23 protein-coding genes are annotated in these 25,784 nt (G+C 73.6%); 7 read left to right on the top strand and 16 right to left on the bottom strand.

Annotated elements, in window-relative coordinates; genetic code table 11:
• Nucleotides 1-5: 5 nt before the first annotated feature.
• Nucleotides 6-935 (bottom strand): proline dehydrogenase family protein, encoded by a 930-nt coding sequence (locus tag AB0K43_RS05485; protein WP_363636034.1) that lies wholly within the window; start codon nucleotides 933-935, stop codon nucleotides 6-8.
• A 91-nt stretch (nucleotides 936-1,026) separates the two neighbouring features.
• Entirely contained in the window at nucleotides 1,027-2,655 is a 1,629-nt protein-coding gene (gene pruA / locus AB0K43_RS05480; RefSeq protein ID WP_363636032.1) for an L-glutamate gamma-semialdehyde dehydrogenase, read from the bottom strand.
• A gap of 151 nt (nucleotides 2,656-2,806) precedes the next feature.
• Between pruA and AB0K43_RS05475 the strand changes: the two genes are divergently transcribed.
• Nucleotides 2,807-4,420 (top strand): helix-turn-helix domain-containing protein, encoded by a 1,614-nt coding sequence (locus AB0K43_RS05475; protein WP_363636030.1) that lies wholly within the window; start codon nucleotides 2,807-2,809, stop codon nucleotides 4,418-4,420.
• Between the two features lie 28 nt (nucleotides 4,421-4,448).
• Here AB0K43_RS05475 and AB0K43_RS05470 read toward each other — a convergent pair whose 3' ends face one another.
• The 3 genes from AB0K43_RS05470 to AB0K43_RS05460 form a co-directional block, all read right to left on the bottom strand.
• Nucleotides 4,449-4,577 carry a hypothetical protein gene (locus AB0K43_RS05470; protein WP_363636028.1) on the bottom strand — a complete coding sequence of 43 codons (129 nt, stop codon included), beginning with the start codon at nucleotides 4,575-4,577 and terminating at the stop codon, nucleotides 4,449-4,451.
• Between the two features lie 75 nt (nucleotides 4,578-4,652).
• On the bottom strand, nucleotides 4,653-7,220 hold the full coding sequence (gene lanKC, locus AB0K43_RS05465; RefSeq protein ID WP_363636026.1) for a class III lanthionine synthetase LanKC: 2,568 nt from the start codon (nucleotides 7,218-7,220) through the stop codon (nucleotides 4,653-4,655).
• A gap of 40 nt (nucleotides 7,221-7,260) precedes the next feature.
• Nucleotides 7,261-7,491, bottom strand: coding sequence for a hypothetical protein (locus AB0K43_RS05460; protein ID WP_363636024.1), 231 nt, complete (start codon nucleotides 7,489-7,491; stop codon nucleotides 7,261-7,263).
• Between the two features lie 153 nt (nucleotides 7,492-7,644).
• On the opposite strand from AB0K43_RS05460, the gene AB0K43_RS05455 reads away from it, so the two are divergent.
• The gene (locus AB0K43_RS05455; protein ID WP_363636023.1) at nucleotides 7,645-8,892 is read left to right on the top strand and encodes a LuxR C-terminal-related transcriptional regulator; all 1,248 of its coding nucleotides are present in this window, start codon (nucleotides 7,645-7,647) and stop codon (nucleotides 8,890-8,892) included.
• Between the two features lie 167 nt (nucleotides 8,893-9,059).
• Here the strand turns inward: AB0K43_RS05455 and AB0K43_RS05450 are convergent, their stop codons facing one another.
• Both AB0K43_RS05450 and AB0K43_RS05445 read right to left on the bottom strand, forming a co-directional pair.
• A complete protein-coding gene (locus tag AB0K43_RS05450; protein ID WP_363636021.1) occupies nucleotides 9,060-10,541 on the bottom strand; it encodes an alkaline phosphatase PhoX in 1,482 nt (493 codons plus the stop codon).
• Between the two features lie 232 nt (nucleotides 10,542-10,773).
• A complete protein-coding gene (locus tag AB0K43_RS05445) occupies nucleotides 10,774-11,940 on the bottom strand; it encodes a hypothetical protein (protein WP_363636019.1) in 1,167 nt (388 codons plus the stop codon).
• Between the two features lie 202 nt (nucleotides 11,941-12,142).
• Between AB0K43_RS05445 and AB0K43_RS05440 the strand changes: the two genes are divergently transcribed.
• Nucleotides 12,143-12,586, top strand: coding sequence for a VOC family protein (locus AB0K43_RS05440; protein ID WP_363636017.1), 444 nt, complete (start codon nucleotides 12,143-12,145; stop codon nucleotides 12,584-12,586).
• A gap of 55 nt (nucleotides 12,587-12,641) precedes the next feature.
• Here the strand turns inward: AB0K43_RS05440 and AB0K43_RS05435 are convergent, their stop codons facing one another.
• Nucleotides 12,642-14,279, bottom strand: a complete 1,638-nt coding sequence (locus AB0K43_RS05435; RefSeq protein WP_363636015.1) for a hypothetical protein — start codon at nucleotides 14,277-14,279, stop codon at nucleotides 12,642-12,644.
• Nucleotides 14,280-14,577: 298 nt separating this feature from the next.
• On the opposite strand from AB0K43_RS05435, the gene AB0K43_RS05430 reads away from it, so the two are divergent.
• Nucleotides 14,578-15,897 (top strand): MFS transporter, encoded by a 1,320-nt coding sequence (locus AB0K43_RS05430; protein ID WP_363636013.1) that lies wholly within the window; start codon nucleotides 14,578-14,580, stop codon nucleotides 15,895-15,897.
• A 100-nt stretch (nucleotides 15,898-15,997) separates the two neighbouring features.
• On the opposite strand, the gene AB0K43_RS05425 is transcribed toward AB0K43_RS05430, so the two are convergent.
• Genes AB0K43_RS05425 through AB0K43_RS05390 form a run of 8 tightly spaced genes read right to left on the bottom strand, consistent with a single transcriptional unit; the run spans nucleotide 15,998 to nucleotide 22,747 of the window.
• Nucleotides 15,998-16,390, bottom strand: a complete 393-nt coding sequence (locus AB0K43_RS05425) for a metal-sulfur cluster assembly factor (RefSeq protein WP_363636011.1) — start codon at nucleotides 16,388-16,390, stop codon at nucleotides 15,998-16,000.
• A gap of 22 nt (nucleotides 16,391-16,412) precedes the next feature.
• Nucleotides 16,413-16,865: a Fe-S cluster assembly sulfur transfer protein SufU gene (sufU, locus tag AB0K43_RS05420; protein ID WP_363636009.1), complete on the bottom strand. Its 453-nt coding sequence runs from the start codon at nucleotides 16,863-16,865 to the stop codon at nucleotides 16,413-16,415.
• 16 nt (nucleotides 16,866-16,881) lie between these two features.
• Complete coding sequence (locus tag AB0K43_RS05415; protein ID WP_363636284.1) at nucleotides 16,882-18,132, bottom strand: cysteine desulfurase; 1,251 nt, start codon at nucleotides 18,130-18,132, stop codon at nucleotides 16,882-16,884.
• A 32-nt stretch (nucleotides 18,133-18,164) separates the two neighbouring features.
• Nucleotides 18,165-18,929, bottom strand: a complete 765-nt coding sequence (gene sufC, locus AB0K43_RS05410; RefSeq protein WP_363636007.1) for a Fe-S cluster assembly ATPase SufC — start codon at nucleotides 18,927-18,929, stop codon at nucleotides 18,165-18,167.
• A 6-nt stretch (nucleotides 18,930-18,935) separates the two neighbouring features.
• Nucleotides 18,936-19,253, bottom strand: a complete 318-nt coding sequence (locus AB0K43_RS05405) for a bifunctional 3-phenylpropionate/cinnamic acid dioxygenase ferredoxin subunit (protein ID WP_363636005.1) — start codon at nucleotides 19,251-19,253, stop codon at nucleotides 18,936-18,938.
• Nucleotides 19,250-20,485 carry a Fe-S cluster assembly protein SufD gene (gene sufD, locus AB0K43_RS05400; RefSeq protein WP_363636003.1) on the bottom strand — a complete coding sequence of 412 codons (1,236 nt, stop codon included), beginning with the start codon at nucleotides 20,483-20,485 and terminating at the stop codon, nucleotides 19,250-19,252. The genes AB0K43_RS05405 and sufD overlap by 4 nt, the downstream gene beginning before the upstream one ends.
• 56 nt (nucleotides 20,486-20,541) lie before the next feature.
• Nucleotides 20,542-21,954, bottom strand: a complete 1,413-nt coding sequence (gene sufB, locus AB0K43_RS05395; RefSeq protein ID WP_363636001.1) for a Fe-S cluster assembly protein SufB — start codon at nucleotides 21,952-21,954, stop codon at nucleotides 20,542-20,544.
• Nucleotides 21,947-22,747 (bottom strand): MarR family transcriptional regulator, encoded by an 801-nt coding sequence (locus AB0K43_RS05390; protein ID WP_363636282.1) that lies wholly within the window; start codon nucleotides 22,745-22,747, stop codon nucleotides 21,947-21,949. Before AB0K43_RS05390 ends, sufB begins: the two co-directional genes overlap by 8 nt.
• A gap of 215 nt (nucleotides 22,748-22,962) precedes the next feature.
• Here AB0K43_RS05390 and AB0K43_RS05385 point away from each other — a divergent pair, with 215 nt between their 5' ends.
• The 3 genes from AB0K43_RS05385 to AB0K43_RS05375 all read left to right on the top strand — a co-directional run bounded on the left by AB0K43_RS05385 (nucleotide 22,963) and on the right by AB0K43_RS05375 (nucleotide 25,715).
• Nucleotides 22,963-23,889 (top strand): ABC transporter ATP-binding protein, encoded by a 927-nt coding sequence (locus AB0K43_RS05385; RefSeq protein WP_363635999.1) that lies wholly within the window; start codon nucleotides 22,963-22,965, stop codon nucleotides 23,887-23,889.
• A 41-nt stretch (nucleotides 23,890-23,930) separates the two neighbouring features.
• On the top strand, nucleotides 23,931-24,650 hold the full coding sequence (locus AB0K43_RS05380; RefSeq protein WP_363636280.1) for an ABC transporter permease: 720 nt from the start codon (nucleotides 23,931-23,933) through the stop codon (nucleotides 24,648-24,650).
• An 84-nt stretch (nucleotides 24,651-24,734) separates the two neighbouring features.
• The gene (locus AB0K43_RS05375; protein ID WP_363635997.1) at nucleotides 24,735-25,715 is read left to right on the top strand and encodes a COX15/CtaA family protein; all 981 of its coding nucleotides are present in this window, start codon (nucleotides 24,735-24,737) and stop codon (nucleotides 25,713-25,715) included.
• Nucleotides 25,716-25,784: the final 69 nt, after the last annotated feature.

Raw genomic sequence — 25,784 nt, 5'->3', positions numbered from 1 at the left:
ACCGGTCAGCCCCGGGTGGCCATCGCGCGCAGGAAGAAGGTGAGGTTGGCCGGGCGCTCCGCGAGGCGCCGCATGAAGTAGCCGTACCACTCCTGCCCGTACGGCAGGTACACCCGCATGGTGTTGCCCGCCTCGGCCAGCCGCAGCTGCTCCTCCGGCCGGATCCCGAGCAGCATCTGGTACTCGAAGCTGTCCCGCGAGCGCCCGTTCCACTCGGCCAGCTGCCCGGCGATCTTGATCATGTTGGGGTCGTGCGAGGCGATCATCGGGTAACCCTCGCCGGCCATCAGCACCTTGAGCGCCCGGACGTACGCCAGGTCGACCTCGCGCTTGCCCTGGAAGGCGACCGACTCCGGCTCCTTGTAGGCGCCCTTGCACAGCCGCACCCGGGAGCCCGCGGCGGCGAACTCGCGGCAGTCCGCCTCGGTGCGCCGCAGGTAGGCCTGGAGCACGACGCCCAGCCACGGGAAGTCCACCCGCAGCTCGCGGGCGATGGACAGGGTGGAGTCGGTGGTGGTGTGGTCCTCCATGTCCAGGGTGACCGTGGTGCCGACCGCCGCGGCCGCCTCGCAGATCCGCCGGGCGTTCTCCAGCGCGATCTTCTCACCGTCGGCCGGCAGGAACTGGCCGACCGCCGACAGCTTGACCGAGACCTCGGCGTTCGCCGCGAGGCCGGTCTCCCCGAGGGCGGCGAGCAGGTGCTCGTACGCCTCGGCGGTGCCCGCCGCCTGGGCGGCGTCCTTGGTGTCCTCGCCGAGGTGGTCGAGCGTCACCTTGCGGCCGGTGGCGACCAGTTCGTCGGTGGCCGCGATCCCCTGGTCGAGCAGCTCGCCGGCGACGAAGCGCTCGACTATCGCGTGGGTGGGCGGGAACTTCTCGACCAGGGTGCGCACCTGCGGGGAGCGGGACGCGGCGAGGAGGGCGGAACGGAGCATCGGTACTCCTGGAGATGGTTCAGCAGGGAGAAGGGGGCGGGGCGGCGGCGTGAGGGTGGGCACCGCCGCCCCGGGGAGGCACCTGGGCCGGTCAGCCCATGTGCGGGTAGCGGTAGTCCGTCGGCGGGACGAACGTCTCCTTGATGGACCTGGTCGAGGTCCACCGCATCAGGTTCTGCTTGGCGCCGGCCTTGTCGTTGGTGCCCGAGGCCCGGCCGCCACCGAAGGGCTGCTGGCCGACCACGGCGCCGGTCGGCTTGTCGTTGATGTAGAAGTTGCCGGCCGCGTGGCGCAGCACCCGCATGGCGTGCTCGACGGCCGCGCGGTCCTGGGCGATGATCGCGCCGGTCAGACCGTAGCTGGAGACCGACTCCATCTGGGCCAGCATCTCGTCGTACTTCTCGTCCTCGTAGACGTGCACGGCGAGGATCGGGCCGAAGTACTCGTCGCGGAAGTACTCGCTCGCCGGGTCCTGGCAGACCAGCACGGTCGGGCGGACGAAGTAGCCGACCGAGTCGTCGTAGCTGCCGCCGGCCAGGATCTCGACCTTCGGGTCGGCCTTGGCGCGGTCGATCGCGGCCTTGTTCTTGGCGAACGAGCGCTCGTCGATCACCGCGCTCATGAAGTTCGACAGGTCGGTGACGTCACCCATGGTCAGCCAGTCGACCTCGGAGCGGAAGTCGTCCTTGATCTCGGCCCAGATCGAGGCCGGGACGTAGGCGCGGGACAGCGCCGAACACTTCTGGCCCTGGAACTCGAAGGCGCCGCGGGTCATCGCGGTCTTCAGCACGGCGCGGTCGGCGGACGGGTGGGCGACCAGGAAGTCCTTGCCGCCGGTCTCGCCGACGATCCGCGGGTAGGTGCGGTAGCCGGCGATGTTGTTGCCGACCTCGCGCCACAGGTGCTGGAAGGTGGCGGTGGAGCCGGTGAAGTGGATGCCGGCCAGGTCCGGGTGCTTGAGGGCGACCTCGGAGACGGCCAGGCCGTCACCGGTGACCATGTTGATGACGCCCTTGGGCAGGCCGGCCGCCTCCAGCAGCTGCATCAGCAGGTGCGCGGAGTACTGCTGGGTCGGGGAGGGCTTCCACAGCACCACGTTGCCCATCAGGGCCGGGGCGGTGGGCAGGTTGCCCGCGATGGCGGTGAAGTTGAAGGGCGTGATCGCGTAGACGAAGCCCTCCAGCGCGCGGTGGTCGCTGCGGTTCCACACGCCGTCCGAGGAGATCGGCTGCTCGGCGATGATCTGCCGGGCGAAGTGCACGTTGAAGCGCAGGAAGTCGATCAGCTCGCAGGAGGAGTCGATCTCCGCCTGCTGGGCCGTCTTCGACTGGTTGAGCATGGTGGCGGCCGCCAGCGTCTCGCGCCAGGGGCCGGCCAGCAGGTCCGCGGCCTTGAGGAAGATCGCGGCCCGCGAGTCGAAGGAGAGCGCCTGCCAGGCCGGGGCGGCGGCCAGGGCAGCGTCAATGGCGTCGCGCGCGTCGTCCTGGGTGGCGTTGCGCAGCGTGCCGAGCCGTGCCGCGTGGTTGTGCGGCTGAACAACGTGGATCTCGGAGCCGGCGCCCATCCGGCGCTCCCCGTTGATCGTCATGGTCAGCTGGATCGGCTCCTGGCCGCCCAGCTCCTTCAGCTTGGCCTCCAGGCGGGCCCGTTCCGGGCTGCCGGGGGCGTAGCTGCGGACCGGCTCGTTCACCGGCGCGGGGACCTGGGTCACAGCATCCATGGGGCGCGCTCTCCTTCGAGTCGTGGGCGGGGAGCCGACGCGGGTCACACGGCGGCCATGGACGAACGCTAAGCCCGCCGGACAGGCCACATGATTGGCCTGGCGGCTAAAGTCATCCGGACGGAGTTGTCCGACCGGATGAAGGAGGCCCGTGACCGCCCCCGCCCCCGCCGGCGGCATCCCGCTGCGCCAGCTGCTGATGTCCCTGGGCGAGCCGCTGGTCGAGCTGCAGGCCGCCCCGGCCGGCCTGGACGTGCCGGTCCGGGACGTGGCGATCCTGGACCCGGAGGACCCGGCCACCGCCTCCGCCGGTGAGCTGGTCCTGGCGATCGGCGCCCGCGGCCGCGCCGCCCTGCCCGCACTGCGGGCCGCCGGCCGGGCCGGCGCCGCGGCGGTGGCGGTGAAGCTGGACGCCCCGGGGCAGGCGGACGCGCTGCGCGAAGCGGCCGCCGAGGCCGGGGTGGCCCTGCTGTCGGTGCGCCGGGAGACCCGCTGGGAGCACCTGGACTCGCTCGCCCGGGCGATCATCGCGGGGCCGGACGCACCGGTGTCGGCCGAGCCGAACGCGGGTGACCTGTTCTCGCTGGCCCAGACGGTGGCCGTGCTGACCGGCGGGATCGTCTCGATCGAGGACACCTCCAGCCGGGTGCTGGCCTACTCCCGCTCCTCGGACACCGACGAGGTGGACGACCTGCGGCGGCTGTCCATCCTCGGCTGGCAGGGCCCCGAGCCGTACCTGTCCAAGCTCCGCGAGTGGGGCATCTTCCAGCATCTGCGCAGCTCGGACAGTGTGATCGAGATCGACGCCCACCCGGAGCTGGGCATCCGGCGTCGGCTGGCGATCGGCATCCGGGCGGGGGTCCAGCCGCTGGGCACCATCTGGGTGCAGGAGGGCGCCCGGCCGCTGGCCCCGCTGGCCGAGCAGGCGCTGGTCGGCGCGGCCCGGGTGGCGGCCGCGCAGCTGATCCGCCGGCGGCGGGAGCTGTCGGCGGACGTCCGGCTGACCAGGACCCTGCTGACCGGTCTGCTGGAGGGCTCCACCGGCCCGCAGTCGCTGGCCACCCACCTCGGCCTCGGCCTGCGGCGCCCGGCCACCGTGCTGGCGTACGCGGCCGGCCAGGGCCCGGAGCGGGAGCTGACCAGGGCCGAGGTGACCGGTCTGATCTCGGTGCACACCGCCGCCCGGCACCGCGGCGCCCTGCTCGCCCCGATCGAGGACCGGGTCTACGTGCTGCTGCCGGAGCTGCCGCCGGCGCTGCCGCTGGCCACCCTGCGCAGCTGGGCGCAGGAGGTGGTGGCCGCGGCCCGGGAACACCTCGGGGTGGAGCTGCGGGCGGCGATCGGCTCCACCGTGGACGGTCTGGCGGCGGTGCCGGAGTCCCGGGCCCAGGCCGACCGGATCCTGGACGCGATGGGCCGCGGCGGGGTCGACCTGGAGGTGGCGGCGCTGCTCGACGTCCAGGCCGAGGTGCTGGTCAGCGAGGTGCTGGCGCTGCTGCAGGAGCGCGCCGGGCTGCGCGACCCGCGGCTGACGGCGCTCGCCGAGTACGACCGGCGGCACGGCACCCGGCTGGCCGAGTCGGTACTGGCCTGGCTGGACGCCCTGGGCGAGGTCCGCCTCGCGGCGGACGCCCTGCACATCCACCCCAACACCCTGCGCTACCGGGTGCGCCGGGCCGAGCAGTTGACCGGGATCGACCTGGCGCAGCCGCAGCAGCGGCTGCTGGCGATGCTGCAACTGCGGCTGCCCGCCGAGGACGCCTGACGGGTCCTCGGCGGGCGGCGCGGCCGGCTCAGGCCTGGTCGTCGACGGGCTGGTTGGCCCGGTAGTGCGCGACGCTGCTCCAGTGGCTGCCCAGGCCCGCCTCGGCGGCGGTGTCGGTGTCGGCGGTCAGGCCCTGCAGGGCGAGGATCTCGGACATGGTGGTGCCTCTCTTCCGGTGAGGGGTGGTGCTCCCGCGGCGTCGGTACCGCGGGACGTCGGTGCTCCCGCGGCGTCAGTACCGCGGGAAGTCGGTGATCCCGGGCAGCGGGACGGGCCCGGCGGTGGCCTCGTGCACCGCGAGCAGCACGCCCGCGGCGCCGGTGGCGAGGTCGGTGGAGAGCCGATGCAGCCGTCGCCCGGGCACGGCGTACTGCCCGCGCAGGCCGACCAACTGCCATGACAGCTCCGCCAGTTGACGGTCGAGGACGGCCCGGGCGGCCGGGTCGCCGGCGCGCCGGGCCAGGTGCAGGATCAGGCCGGCCCGGCCCTCGAACAGGCCCGGGGCGGCGACCAGCCTGGGCCGGCAGGCCCGGTCGGCGGCGGCCAGGGCGGCGGCGAGGGCGGGCTCGGCGCGCAGCGCCGGGTTCGCCGCGATCACCAGACCGGTGCCGACCCCGCCCGCGCCCAGGTACGGCAGCAGGCGGTTGCCGCCCTCCTCCCTGAGCGCCAGCATGCCGTCGGTGGTGGCGGCGTCGCGCACTTCGGCGTGCAGGGCGCGCTCGGCCGCGGCGAGCCAGTGCTCCTCGCCGGTGTGCTCGTACAACCGCAGGAAGAGCGCGGCGAGCCCGGTGCCGCCGGCCAGCAGCCCGCGGGCCGGCCGGCCGCGGTCGGCCCCCGCGGCCAGCGTGCGGGCCAGGTCGAAGGCGCGGTCGGCGAAGGCCCGGTCGCCGGTGGCCTCGGCGAGGTCGAGCAGGCCGACCGCGAGGCCGGCCCGGCCGGCCGCCAGCCCCGGGCCGTCCGGGGGGTCGGTGGCCAGCACCCGGGTCATCAGGTCGGCGGCCTGCTGCGGGCGGCCGAGCCGGCGCAGTGCCCAGGCCACGCCGGTCAGGCCGTGGTAGAGGCCGGGCGCCGGCTCCGGGGTCCGCAGGGCCGCCGTGTGCAGCCGGTCCAGGTGCTCGTCGGGCACCGGGTACCCGCAGGCGTGCAGGGCGTACAGCACGCCCGCCGTGCCGTGGGCGAGGCCGAGTGCCTGCGGGCCGGGGTCGAACTGGGCCACGTCCCCCGGGAAGAGCCGGTCCGCCCGCTCGGGCGTGGCGGCGGCCAGGATCCCCGCCGCGAGCGAGTCCATCGCCGCCCGCCAGGCCGCGGTGTCGGCGGCCGGCGCCTGCGGCCACGCCGGGGCGGGCGGACCGCCGGCCCGCTGGACGGCGCCGCCGGGCGGCCGGCCGCCGACCGCCCGGTCGAAGGCGTCCAGGGCGCCGCGCTCGAATCCGGCCGGTACCGGGTAGAGCCGGGAGATCTCCCGGGCGGCCAGCGCGGCCTTGCCGGAGTCCAGCGGGACCAGCATGTTCAGCGGGAGGAAGAGGTAGAGCCGCAGCGCCGCCAGGGCGTAGGCGTCCACCGCCGGGCCGCGCCGGGCGGCCTGCGAGACGAAGCCCGGCGCGCCCAGGGTCGGTCCGTCCGGCGCGTCGAGCGGGAAGGCCACTTCGAAGTCCACCAGGGCGCACCGGCCGTCGGGGCGGATCAGCACGTTGCCGGGGTGCAGGTCGCCGAAGGCCAGCCCGCGCTCGTGCAACCGCGCCAGCATCCGCTCCAGTTGGTCGAGCACGTCCAGCGCCCAGCGGGTGTGCTCGGCCAGGTCGGCGGCGCTCGGCTCGGGCTTGGCCAGCGGGCACCGGCGGGTGAAGGCGACTTCCAGCGGCTCGCCCTCGATGTACTCCTCGACCAGGTAGTGGTGCTCCCAGACGCGCAGGTGTTCGTGGAGCTCGGGGACGAAGTCCAGGCCCGCCAGGGCGCGGAGCACGTCCCGCTCGTGCAGCAGCCGCTCGACCGCGTCCCGCCCGTCCTGGTCGAGACCGGCGTGCGGGCGGGCCTCCCGGAGCACCACCCGGCGGCCGTCGCGCCGGTCGGTGGCCAGGTAGACGCCGCCGCCGTTGGAGAAGTGCAGGGCGCGCTCGACGGTGAACGGGAACGCCTCCCCGGCGCCCCGGCGCGCGGCCCGGTCGATCTCCTCCGCGACGAAGTCCGGCGGCCGGACCCAGGCCGGCAGCTCGAAGACGGTGCCGCGCAGATCGGGGACCAGCGTGCCGTCCGGCCCCCGCAGCGCCAGCACCCGGGCGCCGGACGGATCGGTGCACCAGCGCTCGGTGAACGAGCCGTAGCGCAGGTACAGCGGGCCCTCGCCCCAGCGCAGGTCGCTGAGCACGTACGGACCGGGCACGCCCTCGAGCCGGCCGGACAGCTCCTCCAGTGCGGTGCGCAGGGCCGCCTCGTCCGGCGGGTACACGGTGAGCAGCTTGCCGCTGGAGCGCCGGTCCGCGTACTTGCCGTTGGCCCGCAGCAGGGCCTGCGGCGAGCGGAGGAACTTGACCGCCAGGCCGGCCGCCCGGCAGTGCTCCAGCACCAGCTCGATCACCCGTGGCGCCTCGGCGGGCACCGCGGAGACATGGATCTTCCACCCCTGCTCCGGCAGTTCCCGCGGGGGCAGGTGGTCGACCCAGGGGCCGTGCTCGATCCTGCGCCAGCCGGGCGCGGGGTCGGCGGCCGCGGCCGGGTAGCGGTCGGCGGCCGGCTCGGCCCGGCCGGGCTCGTCGTAGAAGAGCGGATCGGCAAGGCAGTGCCGCTCGTAGCGGTCGTCCATGGCAGGGGTCTCCCGAGGTGGCGGACGGGCCGGCGACCGATCAGCTGTAGTGCGGGCGGTGGCAGTCGCCCCAGGCGGTGGTGACCGGCACGATGCCCTCGCACCGCTGGTCCGAGGGGTCCGTCGGCCCCAGGCCCACCCGGCCCCACCCGGCCGGCCCGAGGCCCGCGCGCACCGACCCCGGGGCGACGGCGGTGGCCGGCCCGGACGCGGTCTGGGCGAGTGCCCCGAAAACCGCGGCGACCAGCAGGTATGCGAACATTCGCTTCATCAGATCCCCCACTGTGCTGTGACGAACGGCGCACGGGGGCACCGGTTCGCGGCGCCCTGCCTCGTGCTGGTCACGACCCTGCCAGGAGGGTGGCCGGTCCACGAGGGGCCATCGCGGTCAACTCCGTGCACTGCAGCTACAGGAGGCATCCCGATGGACGGTCAGGACGGCCCGGTCCCGGCCCGGCCGGCCCTGGACGAGGGCACCCTGTCGCTCTACCGCTGGGCCGTCCGGCACGAGGGGCTCGGCCCTGCGGTGCGGCGGCGGGCGATGGCGCAGACCGGTCTGGACGAGGCCGGCTGGTCCGCGGCGGTGGCGGCGCTGGTGGCGGCCGGGCTGCTGCGGCCGGACGGCGCGGACGAGCCCTGCGACCCGCTCGGATCCGGCTGGCGGGCGGTCAGTCCGGAGGCGGCCGGCGCCCAGGTGCTGGCCGGGCAGGAGCAGGCGCTACGGGTCCGGGAGGCCGAACTGCGGACCCGCCGCGAGCAGGTGCACGAGCTGCGGGACTTCTTCTCCGCCCTGATGCCGGCGTACCTGGAGGGCCGCGAGCAGGCCCGCCCGGAGGCGGCGGTGGACCTGCTGGCCGACAAGCACGCGGTGCGCGCCGTGCTCACCGAGACCGTGCAGCACTGCCGGCGGGAGGTGCTGATCAGCAAGCCGGGCGGGTCCTTCCCGGCCCGGGCGCTGGCCGAGGCCCGCCCCCGCGACCTGGAGCTGCTGGCCAGGGGCGTCCGGATGCGCAGCCTGTACCAGCACACCACCCGCTTCGACCGGCCCACCCGGGTGCACGCCGAGCAGCTGATCGCGGCCGGGGCGCAGATCCGGACGCTGCCCGAGGTCCTGCCGCAGATGATCGTCGTGGACGGCCGGCTGGCCTTCCTGCCGGCCCGCCCGGAGTCGCACGGCGCGCTGCTGGTCCGCGAGCCGTCCCTGCTGGCCTTCCTGCTGGCCGTGTTCGAGCGCGACTGGCAGCAGGCCTCCCCGTTCACCACCGGCCCGCAGGCCGCCCACGAGGTGTCCGAGACCCTGAAGCAGACCATCCTGGTGCTGCTCGCCAAGGGGCTCAAGGACGAGTCGATCGCCCGCCGGCTCGGCATCTCGCTGCGCACCTGCCGCCGCCACGTGTCCGAGCTGCTGGACACCCTGGGCGCCACCAGCCGGTTCCAGGCGGGTGCCATCGCCGAGCGCCTGGGGCTGACCGACTTCCTGGCCGAGGACGCGCCGGACGGCCCGGCCGCCGCGCCGTGCTCCCAGTGCGGCGCGCCGCTGCCCGCCCCGGCCGCCGGCACCCGCCGCGGCGGGCGGCCGGCCCGGTACTGCTCGGCGCGCTGCCGCACCCGGGCCTACCGCACCCGCCGGGCGCCGGAGCCGGCCGCGGGACGTGACGAATCCACCGGCTAGCGTCACCCGACCCGCCGGTCGCGGCCCGGCCCCGGCCGCGGGCACCCGCGCACGGCGCCCCGGCGGTGACGAAACCCCGGCGGGCCGTCACCCGCACCACGCGGACCGCCCGCCGAAGGTCCCGTGCGGACCCTCGACGGGCGGTACCGGCGGTGCGGGCGGTCGGCTCAGTAGTCGTAGCCGTGGCCGCGGCGGTGCTGCAGGCGCCACCACGGGCCGGTGATCGCGACCATGATGCCGGGGACCTGGATGTTGGCGAACAGGGTCTCGCCGTCGTCCGAGAAGGTCACACCGGTGAACTCGCTGAACTCGGGCTTCTCGGCGGTGCCGATGTTCAGGTCGTTGCGGGCGATCGGGTAGGTGCGGCCGTCCTCGGTGGTGCCGAAGAGGTGCGACTGGCCCTCGCCGTCCTCGGCGATGACCAGGCCGCCGTACGGGGAGACGGTGATGTTGTCCGGGCCGTCGTAGTTGCCGTGGTCGCCCATCACGTCGGTGTTGACGCCGAGCAGCACCTTGAGGGTGATGGTGCGGCGGGCCGGGTTGTAGAACCAGACCTGGCCGTCGTGCTGGACCGGGCTCTCGGTGCGGGCGAAGCTGGAGACGAAGTAGAAGCCGCCGTCACCCCACCACATGCCCTCCAGCTTGCGGGCCCGGGTGACCTGGCCGTCGGTGAACTGCTTGCGGACGGAGACCGTCCTGGCGTCGCGGTCCGGGACGTTCACCCAGTCCACGCCGTAGGTGGTGCCGACCTTGACGGCCCGGGAGAGGTCGTCGACGAAGGTGCCGTGCGAGTCGAAGACCTTGAAGGCCTCCAGCTTGCCCGCGTCGGCGGCGAGCTTGCGGAGCTTGCCCTTGCCGTGGTGGAAGCCGGCCGGCGGGGTCCAGCGGAACAGCAGGCCGTTCGGGTTGGAGGCGTCCTCGGTCAGGTAGAGGTGGCCGCGCCGCTGGTCGACGACGACCGCCTCGTGGGCGTAGCGGCCCAGCGCCTTGATCGGCTGCGGGTCGCGGTTGGCCGCCTGGTCGTACGGGTCCACCTCGAAGATGTAGCCGTGGTCCTTGGTGAAGCCGTTCTTGCCGGCCTTGTCCTCGGTCTCCTCGCCGGACAGCCAGGTGCCCCACGGGGTGGCGCCACCGGCGCAGTTGGTGGCGGTGCCGGCGATGCCGACCCACTCGGTGACCTTCCTGCCGCCCTGGCGCACCTCGACGACGGTGCAGCCGCCGGCCGCACCCGGGTCGTAGACGTGGCCCTCCAGCAGCGGCACCGGGTGCGGCCAGCTGCTGCGGGCGCCGGCCAGCTCGTGGTTGTTGACCAGCAGGGTGCCACCGTGCTTGCCCGGGAAGGCGGCGGTGCCGTCGTGGTTGCTCGGCGTGGACTCGCCGGTGACCAGCTTGGTCTTCCCGGTGTAGGTGATGACCTGGTAGGTGAAGCCGTGCGGCAGGGCCAGGATCCCGGCCGGGTCCTTGAGCAGCTCGCCGTAGCCGGTGGCCCGGCGGGCGGCCTCCACCGACTCGGCCGCCGGGGCCTCGCCGCCGGTGGGGGCGGCGATCGCGCCGGGCGCGGTGGCCAGCACCTCGGCGCTGCCGGCCACCAGCACGCCGGCGCCGAGAAGCGTGGAACGGTTGACGAAGTCCCGACGGGACAGCGGCATATCGGTCACTCCTGTGGGATGGCCGCCGCCGGGGCACGCCCCGTTGCTGCGGCTTGAGGGGTCTTCGACGGAGACCGTCGACGCCCAGCAGGCTGGGCCCGCAGGGTGAACCCCGGGTGAATCCGACCCGGCGTCAGCGTGGTCATTTGCCAACCGTATTCAATTCCATGACCTGGCCTTTACCGCCCCCACGCGGCCGGGTACGCTGCCCGACCGGGGCCACCGACGGCCCTCAGCGCTGGGCCCGCTCCAGCCGCCACTGCTCCCAGGCCGCGAGCCAGGCCTCCTCGGTGCCCGCCGACCCCTCGGCGGGGCCGCCCGACCAGAGCCGGTCCCAGGCGCGTTGGGCCGGCAGGCTCGCCACCTCGCTGGCGAACACGGTGTACCGGATGACCTCCTCGACCGCCGCCCGCCCCTCCGCGGTGCCCACCAGCCAGTCGGTGTTCTGCGCCAGCCTGGTCAGCTGGTTGACCATCGCGCCCACCGCCTCGCCCGCCTCGTCCCGGCTCTCCGAGGCGAGCCTCATCTGCTGCCGCACGGCGGCCTCCCAGCGCAGCGTGCCCGCCTCCCCGCGCAGCCGGCGCGGCAGCCTGGGCGCCCGCCGGGAGCGCATCTGGGCCTCCATCACCACCACTTCGCTGACGCTGTGCTCGACCACCGCGCGGTGCGCCTCCAGACCGCTGACCGGCGGCAGCTCCCGCTCCTGGACCGGTACGTCCGCGGCTCGCTGACGCTCCGCCAGTCGCCGCAGCAGCGCCGTGCGACCGAGCACGTAGCGCTCGAAGTCGCCGATCCGGCGCAGCTCGACCCCGCCGGGCGGCACGCCCCGGCCGGTGATCGTCACGGTGACGCCGTCCAGGTGCAGCCGGCCGGCCCAGACCGGCCGGGCCTCGGCGTCCGGCCGCCGGTCCTCGTGGATCTGCACCGCGCGCGGCTCGCCCTCGACGGTGATCCACTCGCGCATCGCCCGGACCCGGCCCGGCCCGTCGCCCTCGTCGATGCCCAACTGGTCGTAGACCCGGTCGCGCTCGTCCTCGACCACGTCCTCCAGCTCGGGCAGCAGCAGCCCGCGCTCGGCCCCAGGCCGGTAGGTGCGCACGGTGACGTACGGCCCCTCGGGGGAACTCCAGTCGCCGGAGCGGATCTCGACCCAGCCCAGCTCGCCGTTGCAGAGCTCGTACTCGGCGAGGGCGTCGCGGGCCTCGCCGTCCAACTCCGGGGCGGGAGCGGCACTCGGGGGCGCGCCACCGTCGACGCGCGCCTGGGTGCTGTCGGGCACCACCCGCTCCACGCCGTACACCGGGAAGTCCACGGCGGCCAGCACCCCGCGGTTGTAGGCCTCGTGGTCCGCGTAGAAGTCCTCGGGATCCTGGGGCCCGCTCGTGCGCTGCCTCTTCATCCTCTGCCGCACCCCCGCGTCCTCGCCTCGCCTGTGGTCCACGGGCCGCCGGCCGGGCTCCGCCCCGCCGCCCGCACCGCGTCCGCCCCACCATACGGCCCAGCCACCTGCTGAGCCATCAGCTTCCCCCGTACGGTTACCGGATCAGCGGCTCGGCCACGCCCGGGCGCCGATGTCAGTAACCTTGCCTACGCTGAGCGCCATGACAGCAACCACCGACTTCCCCGCCCGGATCAGCATCGTCACCCTCGGCGTCTCGGACCTGTCCCGCAGCACGGCCTTCTACGAGGCGCTCGGCTGGCACCGCTCGGCCGCCTCCAGCCCGGAGATCGTCTGGTTCCGCACCGCCGACTCGGTGCTCGGGCTCTTCCCCACCGAGGAGTTGGCGGCCGACGCCGGTCTGCCGGCCGCCGGTGAGCCGAGCTTCCGCGGCGTCACCCTGGCGGTCAACCTGGAGTCCCAGGAGCGGGTCGACGCCGCGCTCGCCACCGCCGTCCAGGCCGGCGCGACGGTGGTCAAGCCGCCGGCCGCGACCTCCTGGGGCGGGTACTCCGGCTACTTCGAGGACCCGGACGGCCACCTGTGGGAGCTGGCCCACAACCCGTTCTTCCCGTTCACCGCCGCGGGCCAGCTCGACCTGCCGTAGGACGCGCCCCGGCAGCCCGCTCCCGGGTTGCCGCTCGACCGAGCCCCCGTCCGCGCTACCGCTGCTGCGACCTGGCCCTGAAGGCGGCCTTCCGGGCCTCCTTGGCCACCGCCCGGTCCAGGTGCAGCTCTCCCACGATCTCCAGCACCTGCGCCGTGTACGGGTGATCGACCCGCCACAGCTCGCCGAAGTAGCTCGCCGGGTTGTCGGTGACCGGCAGGCCCGCGACCAGCTCGCGCAGCCGCCCGGCGTCGCCCTCGCTGGTCAGCAGCACGGCCGCGAAGGAGTCCACCGCCGTCCACAGCGCCACCGACCGCTCCGGCGCGGCGACCTCCTCGCCCTGGGCACGCAGCCAGGCCCGGGCCGCGCCGCCCAGCTCCGGGTCGTCCACCACCTCGTGCACGGCCGGCCGGGCCGGCCCGCCCAGCTCGTCCAGCGCCACCACGCAGAGCATCCGGCGGACCGGGCCCTGGGCGTCCCGGCCGCGCGCCGCCGCCAGCAGCTCCCGGGCCGCGCCCTCGGGCTCCCGCCCCTCCAGCCAGGCCAGCAGCTCCTGGTCGGGCAGGACGTTGGTGGACTCGGTGATGCCACGCAGCAGCGTCTCGGCGTCGCCCTCCGCGAGCTCGCCGACCAGCGGGGCGTCGTAGCCCTGCTCCATCAGCCACTCGCGCACCGCGTACTGGCCGAGCGGGGTCAGCCGCACCGTCCCGAACCGGGCCGCCTCCTGCTCGTCCGGATCCCCCTGGGCCGGGGCCTCGGCCCGGGCCCCGCCCTCGGTCTGCGCCCCGCCCTCGGCGTCCTCCTCCTCGAACAGGTCGGGGTCGATCGGCCGGTGCTCCAGCAGCCCCAGCTCCGCGAGGTCGCCGAGCATCGGGTCGAGGGTGACCATCAGGTCGGTGATGTCACCGAGCATCTCCTCGTCCGGCTCCTCACCCTCCGGCACCACCAGCAGGGCCGCGAGCACCCCGAGCGGCACGGTCTCCTCGCCCGGCTCGGCGAAGGCCGTCATCTCGTACAGCACCTGCAGCGCCTCGTCGAGCAGGTCGGCGGCGGCCTCCCGGGCCTGCTCCACGTCGGCCAGCTCGTCCTCCGGCGCGTCCTCCTCGTCCTCCTCGCCCTCCCCCTCGGGAGCCAGCGAGTCGGCCTCGGCGGCCAGCTCCCGCATGATCCCGGCGGCGTCCAGCCACAGGCCGAGGACGACGGACGGGTCGCCCTGCTCCGCCGCCTCCAGATCCGGCCCGGGGATCGCCGCGTGCTCGCCCTCGGTGGTGGTGCCGGTCTCCACCAGGTCCAGGTCACAGGCCAGCGCCCAGGCCCGCATCGCCTCCACCACCGCCTCCTCGGACACCTCGCCCTCGGCGGGGGCGAGGCCGAGCAGCCGGGCCGCGGCCTCCCGGTCCCCGTCGGTGAGGTCGCCGAACTCGTCCACCGCGCGGTGCGGCAGCGTCCAGCGGGCCAGCGCGACGGCGTGCGCGATCAGCGGCACCGCCAGCGCGGCCGCCACCAGCTCGGAGTCCGGCGGCAGGGTGATCGGCGGGACCAGCACCGCCGAGTCGTCCAGGTCCTCCTCGTCGCCGCCCCGCGCGCCGTACAGGTCGGCCAGCTCGAAGTCCGCGGGCAGCAGGCCCTCGCCGGGCTCACCGCCGGCGGCGGCGGACGGGTGTTCAGGGGTGTTGCGGCTTCGTCCGGCCATCGTTGCGCGATCTCCCGTGGTGACGGTGGGCACTGCCGGACCGATCGCTGTGTGTCGGTCCGTCCACCCAGCGTATCGGGCGGGCACAGCCGATGCCCGGCCTACCGGGGGCACGGCGCCGACCAGCCTTCGGGAGCACGTATCCTTCGCTGGGCGCCGTGCACACCCCGCGCGAGCCCCCCGGGCGACGAAGCCCACCCCCCGTTCTGCACACCTCGCCCCAACCGGGCTCCTCCGCCGTGCCACCACCCCGGGCCCGGCCCGGCCCGGTGGTGCCCGGCCACAGGAGATCCCTGCCATGGCGGACCTCTCCCGCGTCGCCTCCGGAGCCACCCGGTTCCCCGGACGCCGACTGTCGGAGGCCCTCCTCCCCCCGGAGCTCGCCCCCCGTACCCAGCTCCGGCTCGCCGCGATCAGCCGCTGGAACGCGCTGCGCGGCATCCGCGTCGGCCTGGTCGCCGCCGCCCTGCTGCTCCTGCTGATCGGGGCCAACCTGGCCACCCCGATCTACCCGGTGCTCGCGGACCGGCTCGGGCTCACCCCGATCGCCGTCACCGGGCTGTTCACGGTCTACGTCTTCGCGCTGATCCCGGTGCTCGCCGCGGTCGGCCACTGGTCCGACCACCTCGGCCGGCGCGCGCTGATCCTGCCCGCGATCGCGCTCGCCGCGGCCGGTGACGCGCTCTTCGCCACCGCCGGGAGCTTCTGGCAGCTGGCCGTCGGCCGCGCCGTCCAGGGCATCGCGGTGGGCCTGTCCACCGGCGCCGCCGGCGCCGCGCTCGGCGACCTGCTGCCCGGCCACCCGACCCTGGCCGCCAAGCTCACCCTGGCCTGCTCGGCCGGCGGTGTCGCGCTCGGCCCGATCGTCGGCGCCTCGCTCTCCGGTGGCGCCCACCCGCTGCTCACCCCCTTTCTGCTGCACGCCCTGGCGCTGCTCGCGCTCTGCGTCCCGCTGGCCGTGGTGCACCCGCGGATGCCCGGCCGGGAGCGCCCGCCGGCCTCCCCGCCGCGCATCACCACCCCCGCCCACCTGCGGCCGCAGCGGCTGCGGCTGCCGCGCCGGGGCCGCCGGGAGTTCCTGCTCGCGGCGGCGGCCGGGTTCACCTCGTACGCGGTCTTCGGCACCTACCTCAGCCTGGCCCCGTCCTTCTCCGCACAGCTGCTGCACTCCCCCTCCCGGATGACCGGCGCCGTGGTGGCCGCCCTGCTGCTCGGCTCCTCGGCCGCCGCGCAGCTGCTGGTGCCGCCGACCTCGGACCGCCTGGTGATCGCCCTCGGGATGGCCGGCCTGGCGGCCGGGCTGGCCCTGGTGGTCGCCGCCCAGTACACCGGGACCCCTGCGCTGCTCTTCATCGGCAGCGTCCTCGGCGGCGCCTGCCAGGGCGTGGCGTTCCGCTCGCTGTTCACCACCGCCTCCGCGGCGATGGACCCGGAGCGCCGCGGCAGCGAGCTCTCCGCCCTCTGGGTGATCGTCTACCTGGGCAGCTCCGCCCCGGTGGTCGCGGTCGGCGCGCTCACCCAGCGGTTCGGCCTGCTGCCCGCCGTCAGCGGCTTCGTCGGCCTGGCCGCCGTGGCCTGCCTGGCGCTGGCCGCGGCGGTGCTGCGCCGCCCCGGCTGACCGCGGCCGAGGGCCCCGGAACGCACCGCACCCCCGCCGCAGGAGCGATCCTGCTGCGGGGGTGCGGTGCGTTGCGGGGCCCAGATCTCGAAAGCGGGTCTCAGACGTTGAAGCCGAGCGCGCGGAGCTGGTCGCGGCCGTCGTCGGTGATCTTGTCCGGGCCCCACGGCGGCATCCAGACCCAGTTGATCCGCAGGTCCTTGACCAGGCCGTCGGTGGCCGTCTTCGCCTGGTCCTCGATGACGTCGGTCAGCGGGCAGGCCGCCGAGGTGAGCGTCATGTCGATGGTCGCCACGTCGGACTCGTCGATGTGGATGCCGTAGATCAGGCCCAGGTTCACCACGTCGATCCCCAGCTCGGGGTCGACGACGTCCATCAGGGCCTCGGTGAGGTCCTCGACGGACACGGTGCCGGCCGTGGTGCCGACGATCACGGTGGGGCCCTCGGCGGCCTGGGTGGCCTCGGCGGGGCTGCCGCTCTCGGTGTCGCTCATGTGTACGCCCTCCTCGGGCACGTCAGTCGTTGATGGCGGGCTGCTCGGCCAGGGCCTTGGCGGTGGCGTCCTTCCAGGCCATCCAGCTCAGCAGCGCGCACTTGACCCGGGCCGGGTACTTGGAGACGCCGGCGAACGCGACCGCGTCCTCCAGCACCTCCTCGTCGCCCTCGCCCTGGCCCTTGCTCTGCATCAGCTCCAGGAAGGCCTCCTGGATCGCCTGCGCGTCGCCCACGGACCGGCCGACCACCAGGTCGTTCAGCACCGAGGCGCTGGCCTGGCTGATCGAGCAGCCCTGCGACTCGTAGGAGACGTCGGCGACGGTGGAGCCGTCCAGCCGCACCCGCAGGGTGATCTCGTCACCGCAGGTGGGGTTGACGTGGTGCACCTCCGCGTCACCGTCCCGCAGCCCCTTGCCGTGCGGGTTGCGGTAGTGGTCCAGGATGATCTCCTGGTACATGGAGTCGAGCTTCATCGCGGGCCCCGTCTCCTCAGCCGAAGAAGTTGCGGACGTGGTGCAGGCCGTCGATCAGGGCATCGACCTCGGCCGGCGTGGAGTACAGGTAGAACGACGCCCTGGTGGTCGCCGGAATTCCGTACCGAAGGCAGACCGGCCGCGCGCAGTGGTGGCCGACCCGGACCGCGATGCCCTGCTCGTCCAGCACCTGCCCCACGTCGTGCGGGTGGATGTCGCCGAGCACGAAGGAGATCGCCGCACCGCGGTCCACGGCCGTGCGCGGACCGATGATCCGCAGGTCGGGGACCTCCAGCAGGCGCTCCACCGCGTACTCGGTGATCGCGTGCTCGTGCGCGGCGATCCGGTCCATGCCGATCGCCGACAGGTAGTCGACGGCCGCACCGAGACCGACCGCCTGGGCGATCGGCGGGGTGCCCGCCTCGAACTTGTGCGGCGCCGGGGCGTAGGTGGACGCGCCCATGGTGACGGTCTCGATCATCTCGCCGCCGCCCAGGAACGGCGGGAGGTCCTCCAGCAGCTCCTGCCGGCCCCAGAGCACGCCGATCCCGGTCGGGGCCAGCATCTTGTGGCCGGTGAAGGCGACGAAGTCGGCCTCCAGCGCCTGCACGTCCAGCACCATGTGCGGGGCGGCCTGCGAGGCGTCGATCAGCACCAGCGCACCGACCGACTGGGCCTTGCGGACGATCGCCTCGACCGGGTTGACCGTGCCCAGCAGGTTGGAGACCAGCGTGAACGAGACGATCTTCGTCTTCTCGGTGATCAGCTCGTCGATGTTCGACAGGTCGAGCCGGCCGTCGTCGGTCAGGCCGAACCACTTCAGCTTCGCGCCGGTGCGCTGCGCGAGCAGCTGCCACGGGACGATGTTGGAGTGATGCTCCATCTCGGTGATGACGATCTCCGCGTCCGCGTCCACGCGGTACGGCTCGTCGGCCCAACCGAGCATGTTGGCGACCAGGTTGAGCGACTCCGAGGCGTTCTTGGTGAAGATCACCTCGTCCCGGCTCGGCGCGTTGATGAACGCCGCGACCTTGTCACGGGCGCCCTCGTACAGCGCCGTGGCCTCCTCGGCCAGCACGTGCACGCCGCGGTGGACGTTGGCGTTGTGCTGCTCGTAGTAGGCGTTCAGCGCCTCCAGCACCTGGCGCGGCTTCTGCGAGGTCGCCGCGTTGTCCAGGTAGACCAGCGGCTTGCCGTCGTGCAGCACCCGCTGCAGGATCGGGAAGTCCTTGCGGATCGCGTCGCCGAAGCCCTGCGCCTCGGCCAGGAGCCCGGCGAGCGCCGAGCCGGGATGGGTTGTCACTCGGAAGCGCCGCCCTTCACGTAGGACTCGTAGCCCTCGTTCTCCAGCTTGTCGGCCAGCTCCGCACCGCCGGACTCGACGATCCGGCCGGCCGCGAAGACGTGGACGTGGTCGGGCTTGATGTACCGCAGGATCCGGGTGTAGTGGGTGACCAGCAGGGTGCCCACCTCACCGGTCGAGCGGACCCGGTTGATGCCCTCGGAGACCACCCGCAGCGCGTCCACGTCCAGGCCCGAGTCGGTCTCGTCGAGGATCGCGATCCTCGGCTTGAGCAGCTCCAGCTGGAGGATCTCGTGGCGCTTCTTCTCGCCGCCGGAGAAGCCCTCGTTCACGTTGCGCTCGGCGAACGCCGGGTCCATCTGCAGGCCGGCCATCGCCTCCTTGACCTCCTTGACCCACAGCCGCAGCTTGGGGGCCTCGCCGCGGACGGCGGTGGCGGCGGTGCGCAGGAAGTTGGAGACCGAGACACCGGGGACCTCGACCGGGTACTGCATCGCCAGGAAGACGCCGGCGCGGGCACGCTCGTCGACCGACATCGCGAGCACGTCCTCGCCGTCCAGCAGCACCTCGCCACCGGTGACGGTGTACTTGGGGTGGCCGGCCAGCGAGTACGCCAGGGTCGACTTGCCGGAGCCGTTGGGGCCCATGATGGCGTGGGTCTCGCCCTGCTTCACGGTCAGGTCGACGCCGCGGAGGATCTCGCGGGGGCCGTTCTCGGCCTCGACGGAGACGTGCAGGTCGCGGATTTCAAGGGTTGCCATGGGTACTCAGGACTCCTGGTTGACGGAGACGAGCACATCGTCCCCTTCGATCTTGACGGGGTAGACGGGGACCGGCCTGGTGGCGGGCAGACCGGAGGGCTTGCCGGTGCGCAGGTCGAAGCTGGAGCCGTGCAGCCAGCACTCGATCATGCAGTCCTCGACCTCGCCCTCGGCGAGCGAGACGTTGGCGTGCGAGCAGGTGTCGTTGATCGCGAACACCTCGCCCTCGGTGCGGACCAGCGCGACCGGCACCCCGTTGAGCTCGACCCGCTTGGGCTCGTCCTCCGCGAGGTCGGTCAGCGCGCAGGCGCGGAGAAAGCTCATGCGACGTTCTCTTCCAGCTCCGCTTCGATCTTCTCCATCAGGCGGTCCTGGATCTCCGTGACACCGATCTGCTGGACCAGTTCGGCGAAGAAGCCGCGGACCACCAGGCGGCGGGCGTCGTCGGCCGGGATGCCGCGGGCCTGCAGGTAGAACAGCTGCTCGTCGTCGAAGCGGCCGGTCGCCGAGGCGTGGCCGGCGCCGGTGATCTCGCCGGTCTCGATCTCCAGGTTCGGGATCGAGTCCACCCGGGCGCCGTCGGTCAGCACCAGGTTCCGGTTGAGCTCGTAGGTGTCGGTGCCCTCGGCGGCGGCGCGGATCAGCACGTCGCCGACCCAGACCGCGTGCGCGTCCTGGCCCTGCAGCGCACCCTTGTAGGCCACGTTGGACCGGCAGTGCGGCGTGTCGTGGTCGATGACCAGCCGGTGCTCCAGGTGCTGGCCGGCGTCGGCGAAGTACAGGCCGAACAGGTCGGCCTCGCCGCCGGGGCCGGCGTAGTTGACCCGCGGGTGCAGCCGGACCAGGTCGCCGCCGAAGGTGACCACCACGGACTTGAACGAGGCGTCCCGGCCGACCAGCGCGGTGTGCTGCGCCGCGTACACCGCGTCCCGCTCCCAGTCCTGGATCGACACGAAGGTCAGCTTGGCGCCCTCGCCGACCAGCAGCTCGACGTTGGCGGCCCGGGTGCCGGTGCCGGTGTGGTTGACCACCACGACCGCCTCGGCGAACGGCTTGACGTCGATCACCACGTGGGCGAAGCGGACCCCGCCCTCGGCGTGCACGTCGATCCGGACCGGCTCGGTGAGCACCGTCTCCTTGGGGACGGTGACCACCAGCGCCTGCTCGAAGGAGCTGAACGCCTGCGCGGCGACCCGGTCGACCGGCTTGCCGGCCTTGCCGATCCGCTCGTCGTCCCGGCCGACCAGCGAGGCGCTGACGCCCTCGGGCAGGCCGAGGTCGACCTTGTCCTCGCCCCGGACGGCCTCGGCGGCGGTGCCGTCGTGCAGTCCGCCGAGCCGGTGCAGCGGGGTGAACCGCCAGTCCTCCTCGCGGCCGTGCGGCACGGGGAAGTCGTTCACGTCGTACGAGGGCTTGACCGAGACGCGGGCGTCGATCGGCTGCTTGACCGTGGCCCGGCCGGTGCCCGGACCGGCCAGCTGCGCGCCGGCGCCCGCGGTACCGACCTCGATCGAACCGGCGGTGGTGGAGCCGGTGCTGTTGTTGACGTCAGCCATGGCTGTCGTGGTGCTCTCTTCCTAAGGGTGTGGACTGGACTGCGTGCGGCTGCGCGTCAGCCGACGGAGCCCTCCATCTGCAGCTCGATCAGCCGGTTCAGCTCCAGCGCGTACTCCATCGGCAGCTCGCGCGCGATCGGCTCGACGAAGCCGCGGACGATCATCGCCATCGCCTCGAACTCGGTCATGCCGCGGCTCATCAGGTAGAAGAGCTGGTCCTCGCTGACCTTGGAGACGGTCGCCTCGTGGCCCATCGACACGTCGTCCTCGCGGACGTCCACGTACGGGTAGGTGTCCGAGCGGGAGATGGTGTCGACCAGCAGCGCGTCGCAGAGCACGTTGGACTTGGCGCCCTTGGAGCCCTCGCCGATCTCGATCAGGCCGCGGTAGGAGGTCCGGCCGCCGCCCCGCGCCACCGACTTGGAGACGATGTTGGAGGAGGTGTTCGGCGCCATGTGCACCATCTTGGCGCCGGCGTCCTGGTGCTGGCCCTCGCCCGCGAAGGCGATCGACAGGGTCTCGCCCTTGGCGTGCTCGCCCATCAGGTAGACGGCCGGGTACTTCATCGTCACCTTGGAGCCGATGTTGCCGTCGACCCACTCCATGGTCGCGCCCTCGTACGCCACGGCGCGCTTGGTGACCAGGTTGTAGACGTTGTTCGACCAGTTCTGGATGGTCGTGTAGCGGCAGCGGCCGCCCTTCTTGACGATGATCTCCACCACGGCGCTGTGCAGCGAGTCCGAGGAGTAGATCGGCGCGGTGCAGCCCTCGACGTAGTGGACGTAGGCGTCCTCGTCGACGATGATCAGCGTCCGCTCGAACTGGCCCATGTTCTCGGTGTTGATCCGGAAGTAGGCCTGCAGCGGGATGTCGACGTGCACGCCCTTCGGCACGTAGATGAACGATCCGCCGGACCACACCGCGGTGTTCAGCGAGGCGAACTTGTTGTCACCCACCGGGATGACGGTGCCGAAGTACTCCTTGAAGAGCTCCGGGTGCTCCTTGAGCGCGGTGTCGGTGTCCAGGAAGATGACGCCCTGCTCCTCCAGGTCCTCGCGGATCTGGTGGTAGACGACCTCGGACTCGTACTGCGCGGCGACACCGGCGACCAGGCGCTGCTTCTCCGCCTCCGGGATGCCCAGCTTGTCGTACGTCGCCTTGATGTCGGCGGGCAGGTCCTCCCAGGACTCGGCCTGCTTCTCGGTCGAGCGGACGAAGTACTTGATGTTGTCGAAGTCGATCCCGCTGAGGTCCGAGCCCCAGGTCGGCATGGGCTTCTTGCCGAACAGCTTGAGGCCCTTGAGCCGCAGGTTCAGCATCCACTCGGACTCGTTCTTCTTCGCCGAGATGTCCCGGACGACGTCCTCGCTGAGGCCGCGCTTGGCGACGGCACCCGCGGCGTCGGAGTCCGACCAGCCGTACTCGTAGGTGCCCAGGCCCTCGAGCTCCGGGTGTGCGATGTCAGTCATGCGAGGTTCCTCCGCGCGGACGAGCCGATTCGTGTCGGGACGTACCGACAGTCGGCACGGCACCGGGCCCCCGCAACGCGGAGGACGGTGCGGCACCGGGTGCCGGCACATAGGTGGTGCAGACCCCGTCGCCGTGGGCGATGGTGGCCAGCCTTTGCACATGGGTGCCGAGCAGCTGCGAGAAGACCTCGGTCTCCGCCTCGCAGAGCTGCGGGAACTGCTCGGCGATGTGCGCGACCGGGCAGTGGTGCTGGCAGAGCTGGGCTCCGACCGGGGCCTTCGCCGCCGACGCGGCGGGCACCCGCCGCACCGTGGCAGCGTACCCGTCGGCGCTCAGCGCCTGGGCGAGCGCCTCCGCGCGCATGCCGTCCTCGGCCTGCGCCAGGAGCCGCTGGTACTTCTCACCCTGCTGGTGGAAGCGGGCCCGGGCGAACGCGGCGACCGCCTCCTCGCCCGCCTTGCCGCCGCCGACCGCGTCGGAGATCCAGCGCAACGCGTCGGCGGCGAGCTGGTCGTACGCCTGGTAGAAGGCGTCCCGGCCGCACTCGGTCAGGGCGAAGACCTTGGCCGGACGGCCCCGGCCGCGGCTGCCGTAGACCCGCTGCTCCCGGGACTCCACCAGGCCGGCGACGGCCAGCGAGTCCAGGTGCCGACGGACGGCGGCCGCGGTCAGCCCGAGGCGGCTGGCCAGGTCGGCGGCGGAGGAGGGGCCGTGGTCGAGGATCGAGCGGGCGACCCGGTCCCGGGTCGCCCGATGTCCGTCCACCACGGCTTCGGCCGCCGGCGCGGGCACCGTCGGCGCGGCGGCCGGCTCGGCCTCCGGCTCCTGGTCGTGCTCGCGCAGGTATTTCACAACACGATTGTTGCGTAATTCCCTCGAGAAGGACAAGCCGTGATCCAGGCCTCATCCGTGGCTTCAATCACGCAGGTAAGCCTTACCTGACCTGCGAAAACGATCAAAGGAGGCCGCCCACGGCCTCCCCGACCGGCCCTCTTAGACTCCCCGGTATGCAGACAGAACCCGCGGTCGAGGTGGCCGGACTGGTCAAACGCTACGGCGCCGACGTCGCCGTCGACGGTCTTGACCTGGCCATCTCGCGCGGCACGGTGACCGCCGTGCTCGGGCCCAACGGCGCCGGCAAGACCACCACCATCGAGATCTGCGAGGGCTACCGGCGCCCCGACGCGGGCACCGTGCGGGTGCTCGGGCTCGACCCGGTGGCCGACGCGGCCCGGCTCCGACCCCGCATCGGCGTGATGCTCCAATCGGGTGGCATCTACGCGGGAGCGCGGGCGGTCGAGATGCTCCGGCACACCGCCCGGCTCTACGCCGACCCGCTCCCGGTCGAGCCGCTGGTGGAGCGGCTCGGCCTCGGCTCCTGCGGCCGCACCACCTACCGCCGGCTCTCCGGCGGCCAGCAGCAGCGCCTCGCGCTGGCGATGGCCGTGGTCGGCCGCCCCGAGCTGGTCTTCCTGGACGAGCCCACCGCGGGCCTGGACCCGCAGGCCCGCCGCGCCACCTGGGAACTGGTCCGCGAGCTCCGGGAGAGCGGTGTCACCGTGGTGGTGACCACCCACCACATGGACGAGGCCGAGCAGCTGGCCGACGAGGTCGCCATCGTCGACCACGGACGGGTGATCGCCACCGGCAGCCCCGAGCAGCTCTGCCGCGGCGGCGCCGAGAGCAGCCTGCGCTTCGACGGCCCGCCCGGCCTGGACCTGGCCGCCCTGCTGAAGGTGCTGCCCTCGGGCGCGCAGGCCACCGAGCCCGTGCCCGGCTCCTACCGCGTCGAGGCGCCGATGGACCCCCGGCTGCTGGCCACCGTCACCGCCTGGTGCGCGGAGGCCGGCGTGATGCCCAAGAAGCTGGCCGTGCAGCGGCGCAGCCTCGAAGACGTCTTCCTCGATCTCACCGGACGGGACCTGCGCTCGTGACCACCTACGAACCCCGGCCCGGCGCCGCGCCCCTCGGCCGGATGCTGCTGGCGCAGACCGCGCTGGAGACCAGGATGCTGCTGCGCAACGGCGAGCAGCTGCTGCTGACGGTGATCATCCCGACCGTGCTGCTGGTGCTGTTCAGCGCCGTGGACGTGGTCGCGGTGGAAGGCCCCGGCAAGCGGGTCGACTTCCTGGCACCGGGCCTGCTGGCGCTGGCCGTGATGTCCACCGCCTTCACCGGCCAGGCGATCGCCACCGGCTTCGAGCGCCGCTACGGGGTGCTCAAGCGGCTGGGCTCCACGCCGCTGCCGCGCTGGGCGCTGCTCACCGCGAAGACCGGCTGCGTGCTGGTCACCGAGGTGCTCCAGGTGCTGCTGCTGTCGGCGATCGCGCTGGCCCTGGGCTGGTCGCCGCAGGGCGACCCGTTCAGCGTGGTGGCCCTGCTGGTGCTGGGCACCGCCGCCTTCTCCGGGCTCGGCCTGCTGATGGCCGGCACCCTGCGCGCGGAGGCCACGCTGGCCGCCGCCAACCTGGTGTTCATCCTGCTGCTGCTGGCCGGCGGCGTGGTGGTCCCGCTGTCGAGGTTCCCCGCCGCCGTCCGCCCGGCGCTGGAGCTGCTGCCGATCGGCGCGCTGTCCGACGGGCTGCGCTCGGTGCTCCAGTACGGCGGCTCGGTGCCGTGGTCCGACCTGGGCCTGCTGGCCGGCTGGTCGGTGCTCGGCCTGGGCCTGGCGGCACGTTTCTTCCGCTGGGAGTGAGTCCGGCCCCCGCCGGTCACGACGCCGGCCGGCGGGGGCCGGACCCGCCCCAAGATCGGACATAAGCCCACCTAGGATGAACGGGTGCGTACCCCCACCTCCCTCCTCGCCGACCGCTGGCACCCGACCGCCGAGACCGTCCGGCGGGCCGCCCTCGCGGCGCTGGTGATGAGCGTGGTCATCGTGATCACCGGCGGCGCCGTCCGGCTCACCGCCTCCGGCCTCGGCTGCACCACCTGGCCCAGCTGCACCGGCGAGAGCCTGACCCCGACGCCCGCCATGGGCGTGCACGGCATCATCGAGTTCACCAACCGGATGCTCACCTACGTGCTGTGCGCGGCGATCGCCTGGGCCACCCTGGCGGCCCGCTCGGCCCGGCCCTGGCGGCGTGAGCTCACCCGGCTCGGCTGGGCGCAGTTCTGGCTGGTGGTGAGCAACGCCGTGATCGGCGGCCTCAGCGTGCTGACCCACCTGAACCCGTACGTGGTCGCGCTGCACATGGTGGCGGCGATGGGCCTGGTCTGGGTCGCGGTGCTGATGTGGGAGCGCTCGAAGGAGGGTGACGGCGCGCCGCGGCCGCTGGTCGCCGGGCCGATCCTGCGGCTGTCGCGGGTGCTGGTGCTGGTGGTCGGCCTGCTGGTGCTGGCCGGCACCCTGGTCACCGGCGCGGGCCACCACCCGGGCTCCTCGGGCACGCTGGACAAGCCGGTCCGGCGGATCATGCTGGACTACGACCGGCTCGCCCAGGCCCACGCGGACCTGGCCTTCGTCGCGGTCGGCCTGACCATCGCGGTGGTCTTCGTGTTCGCCGCCGTGAAGGCGCCGCCGGCCGCCCGGGCCCGGGTCCGCGAGCTGATGGCGGTCCTGCTGCTGCAGGGGCTGCTGGGCTTCGTCCAGTACTTCACCGACGCGCCCGAGGTGATGGTCGGCGTGCACATGTTCGGGGCCGCGCTGACCTGGATCGCCGCCCTGCGGATCCCGTTCGCGCTGCGCGCGCGGGCCGAGCTCGCCGAACCCGCGGCGCAGGCGGAGGCGGCGCAGGCCCCACAGGCCGCCGCGGTCTGAGGCCGGCGCCGAAGCGGACCGAAGGGCCCCCGAGCGCTGCTCGGGGGCCCTTCGTCGTACGCGGGGCGG

Origin of the sequence: Kitasatospora sp. NPDC049258, from assembly GCF_040678895.1 — a bacterium.
Taxonomy (GTDB): Bacteria; Actinomycetota; Actinomycetes; order Streptomycetales; family Streptomycetaceae; genus Kitasatospora.
The sequence above is the reverse complement of the archived record's forward strand: the minus strand, read 5'-3'. Positions and strand labels throughout refer to the sequence as shown.

Bases quoted from the DNA above. Each gene is read 5' to 3' on its own strand.
- sufB (WP_363636001.1), bottom strand. From the start codon at position 21,954: ATGACTGACATCGCACACCCGGAGCTCGAGGGCCTGGGCACCTACGAG.
- AB0K43_RS05455 (WP_363636023.1), top strand. From the start codon at position 7,645: ATGGACGGTCAGGACGGCCCGGTCCCGGCCCGGCCGGCCCTGGACGAG.
- AB0K43_RS05450 (WP_363636021.1), bottom strand. From the start codon at position 10,541: ATGCCGCTGTCCCGTCGGGACTTCGTCAACCGTTCCACGCTTCTCGGC.
- AB0K43_RS05430 (WP_363636013.1), top strand. From the start codon at position 14,578: ATGGCGGACCTCTCCCGCGTCGCCTCCGGAGCCACCCGGTTCCCCGGA.
- sufU (WP_363636009.1), bottom strand. From the start codon at position 16,865: ATGAAGCTCGACTCCATGTACCAGGAGATCATCCTGGACCACTACCGC.
- AB0K43_RS05460 (WP_363636024.1), bottom strand. From the start codon at position 7,491: ATGAAGCGAATGTTCGCATACCTGCTGGTCGCCGCGGTTTTCGGGGCA.
- AB0K43_RS05445 (WP_363636019.1), bottom strand. From the start codon at position 11,940: ATGAAGAGGCAGCGCACGAGCGGGCCCCAGGATCCCGAGGACTTCTAC.
- AB0K43_RS05380 (WP_363636280.1), top strand. From the start codon at position 23,931: ATGCTGCTGGCGCAGACCGCGCTGGAGACCAGGATGCTGCTGCGCAAC.
- pruA (WP_363636032.1), bottom strand. From the start codon at position 2,655: ATGGATGCTGTGACCCAGGTCCCCGCGCCGGTGAACGAGCCGGTCCGC.
- sufC (WP_363636007.1), bottom strand. From the start codon at position 18,929: ATGGCAACCCTTGAAATCCGCGACCTGCACGTCTCCGTCGAGGCCGAG.
- lanKC (WP_363636026.1), bottom strand. From the start codon at position 7,220: ATGGACGACCGCTACGAGCGGCACTGCCTTGCCGATCCGCTCTTCTAC.
- sufD (WP_363636003.1), bottom strand. From the start codon at position 20,485: ATGGCTGACGTCAACAACAGCACCGGCTCCACCACCGCCGGTTCGATC.
- AB0K43_RS05435 (WP_363636015.1), bottom strand. From the start codon at position 14,279: ATGGCCGGACGAAGCCGCAACACCCCTGAACACCCGTCCGCCGCCGCC.
- AB0K43_RS05405 (WP_363636005.1), bottom strand. From the start codon at position 19,253: ATGAGCTTTCTCCGCGCCTGCGCGCTGACCGACCTCGCGGAGGACGAG.
- AB0K43_RS05485 (WP_363636034.1), bottom strand. From the start codon at position 935: ATGCTCCGTTCCGCCCTCCTCGCCGCGTCCCGCTCCCCGCAGGTGCGC.
- AB0K43_RS05440 (WP_363636017.1), top strand. From the start codon at position 12,143: ATGACAGCAACCACCGACTTCCCCGCCCGGATCAGCATCGTCACCCTC.
- AB0K43_RS05470 (WP_363636028.1), bottom strand. From the start codon at position 4,577: ATGTCCGAGATCCTCGCCCTGCAGGGCCTGACCGCCGACACCGACACC.
- AB0K43_RS05425 (WP_363636011.1), bottom strand. From the start codon at position 16,390: ATGAGCGACACCGAGAGCGGCAGCCCCGCCGAGGCCACCCAGGCCGCC.
- AB0K43_RS05385 (WP_363635999.1), top strand. From the start codon at position 22,963: ATGCAGACAGAACCCGCGGTCGAGGTGGCCGGACTGGTCAAACGCTAC.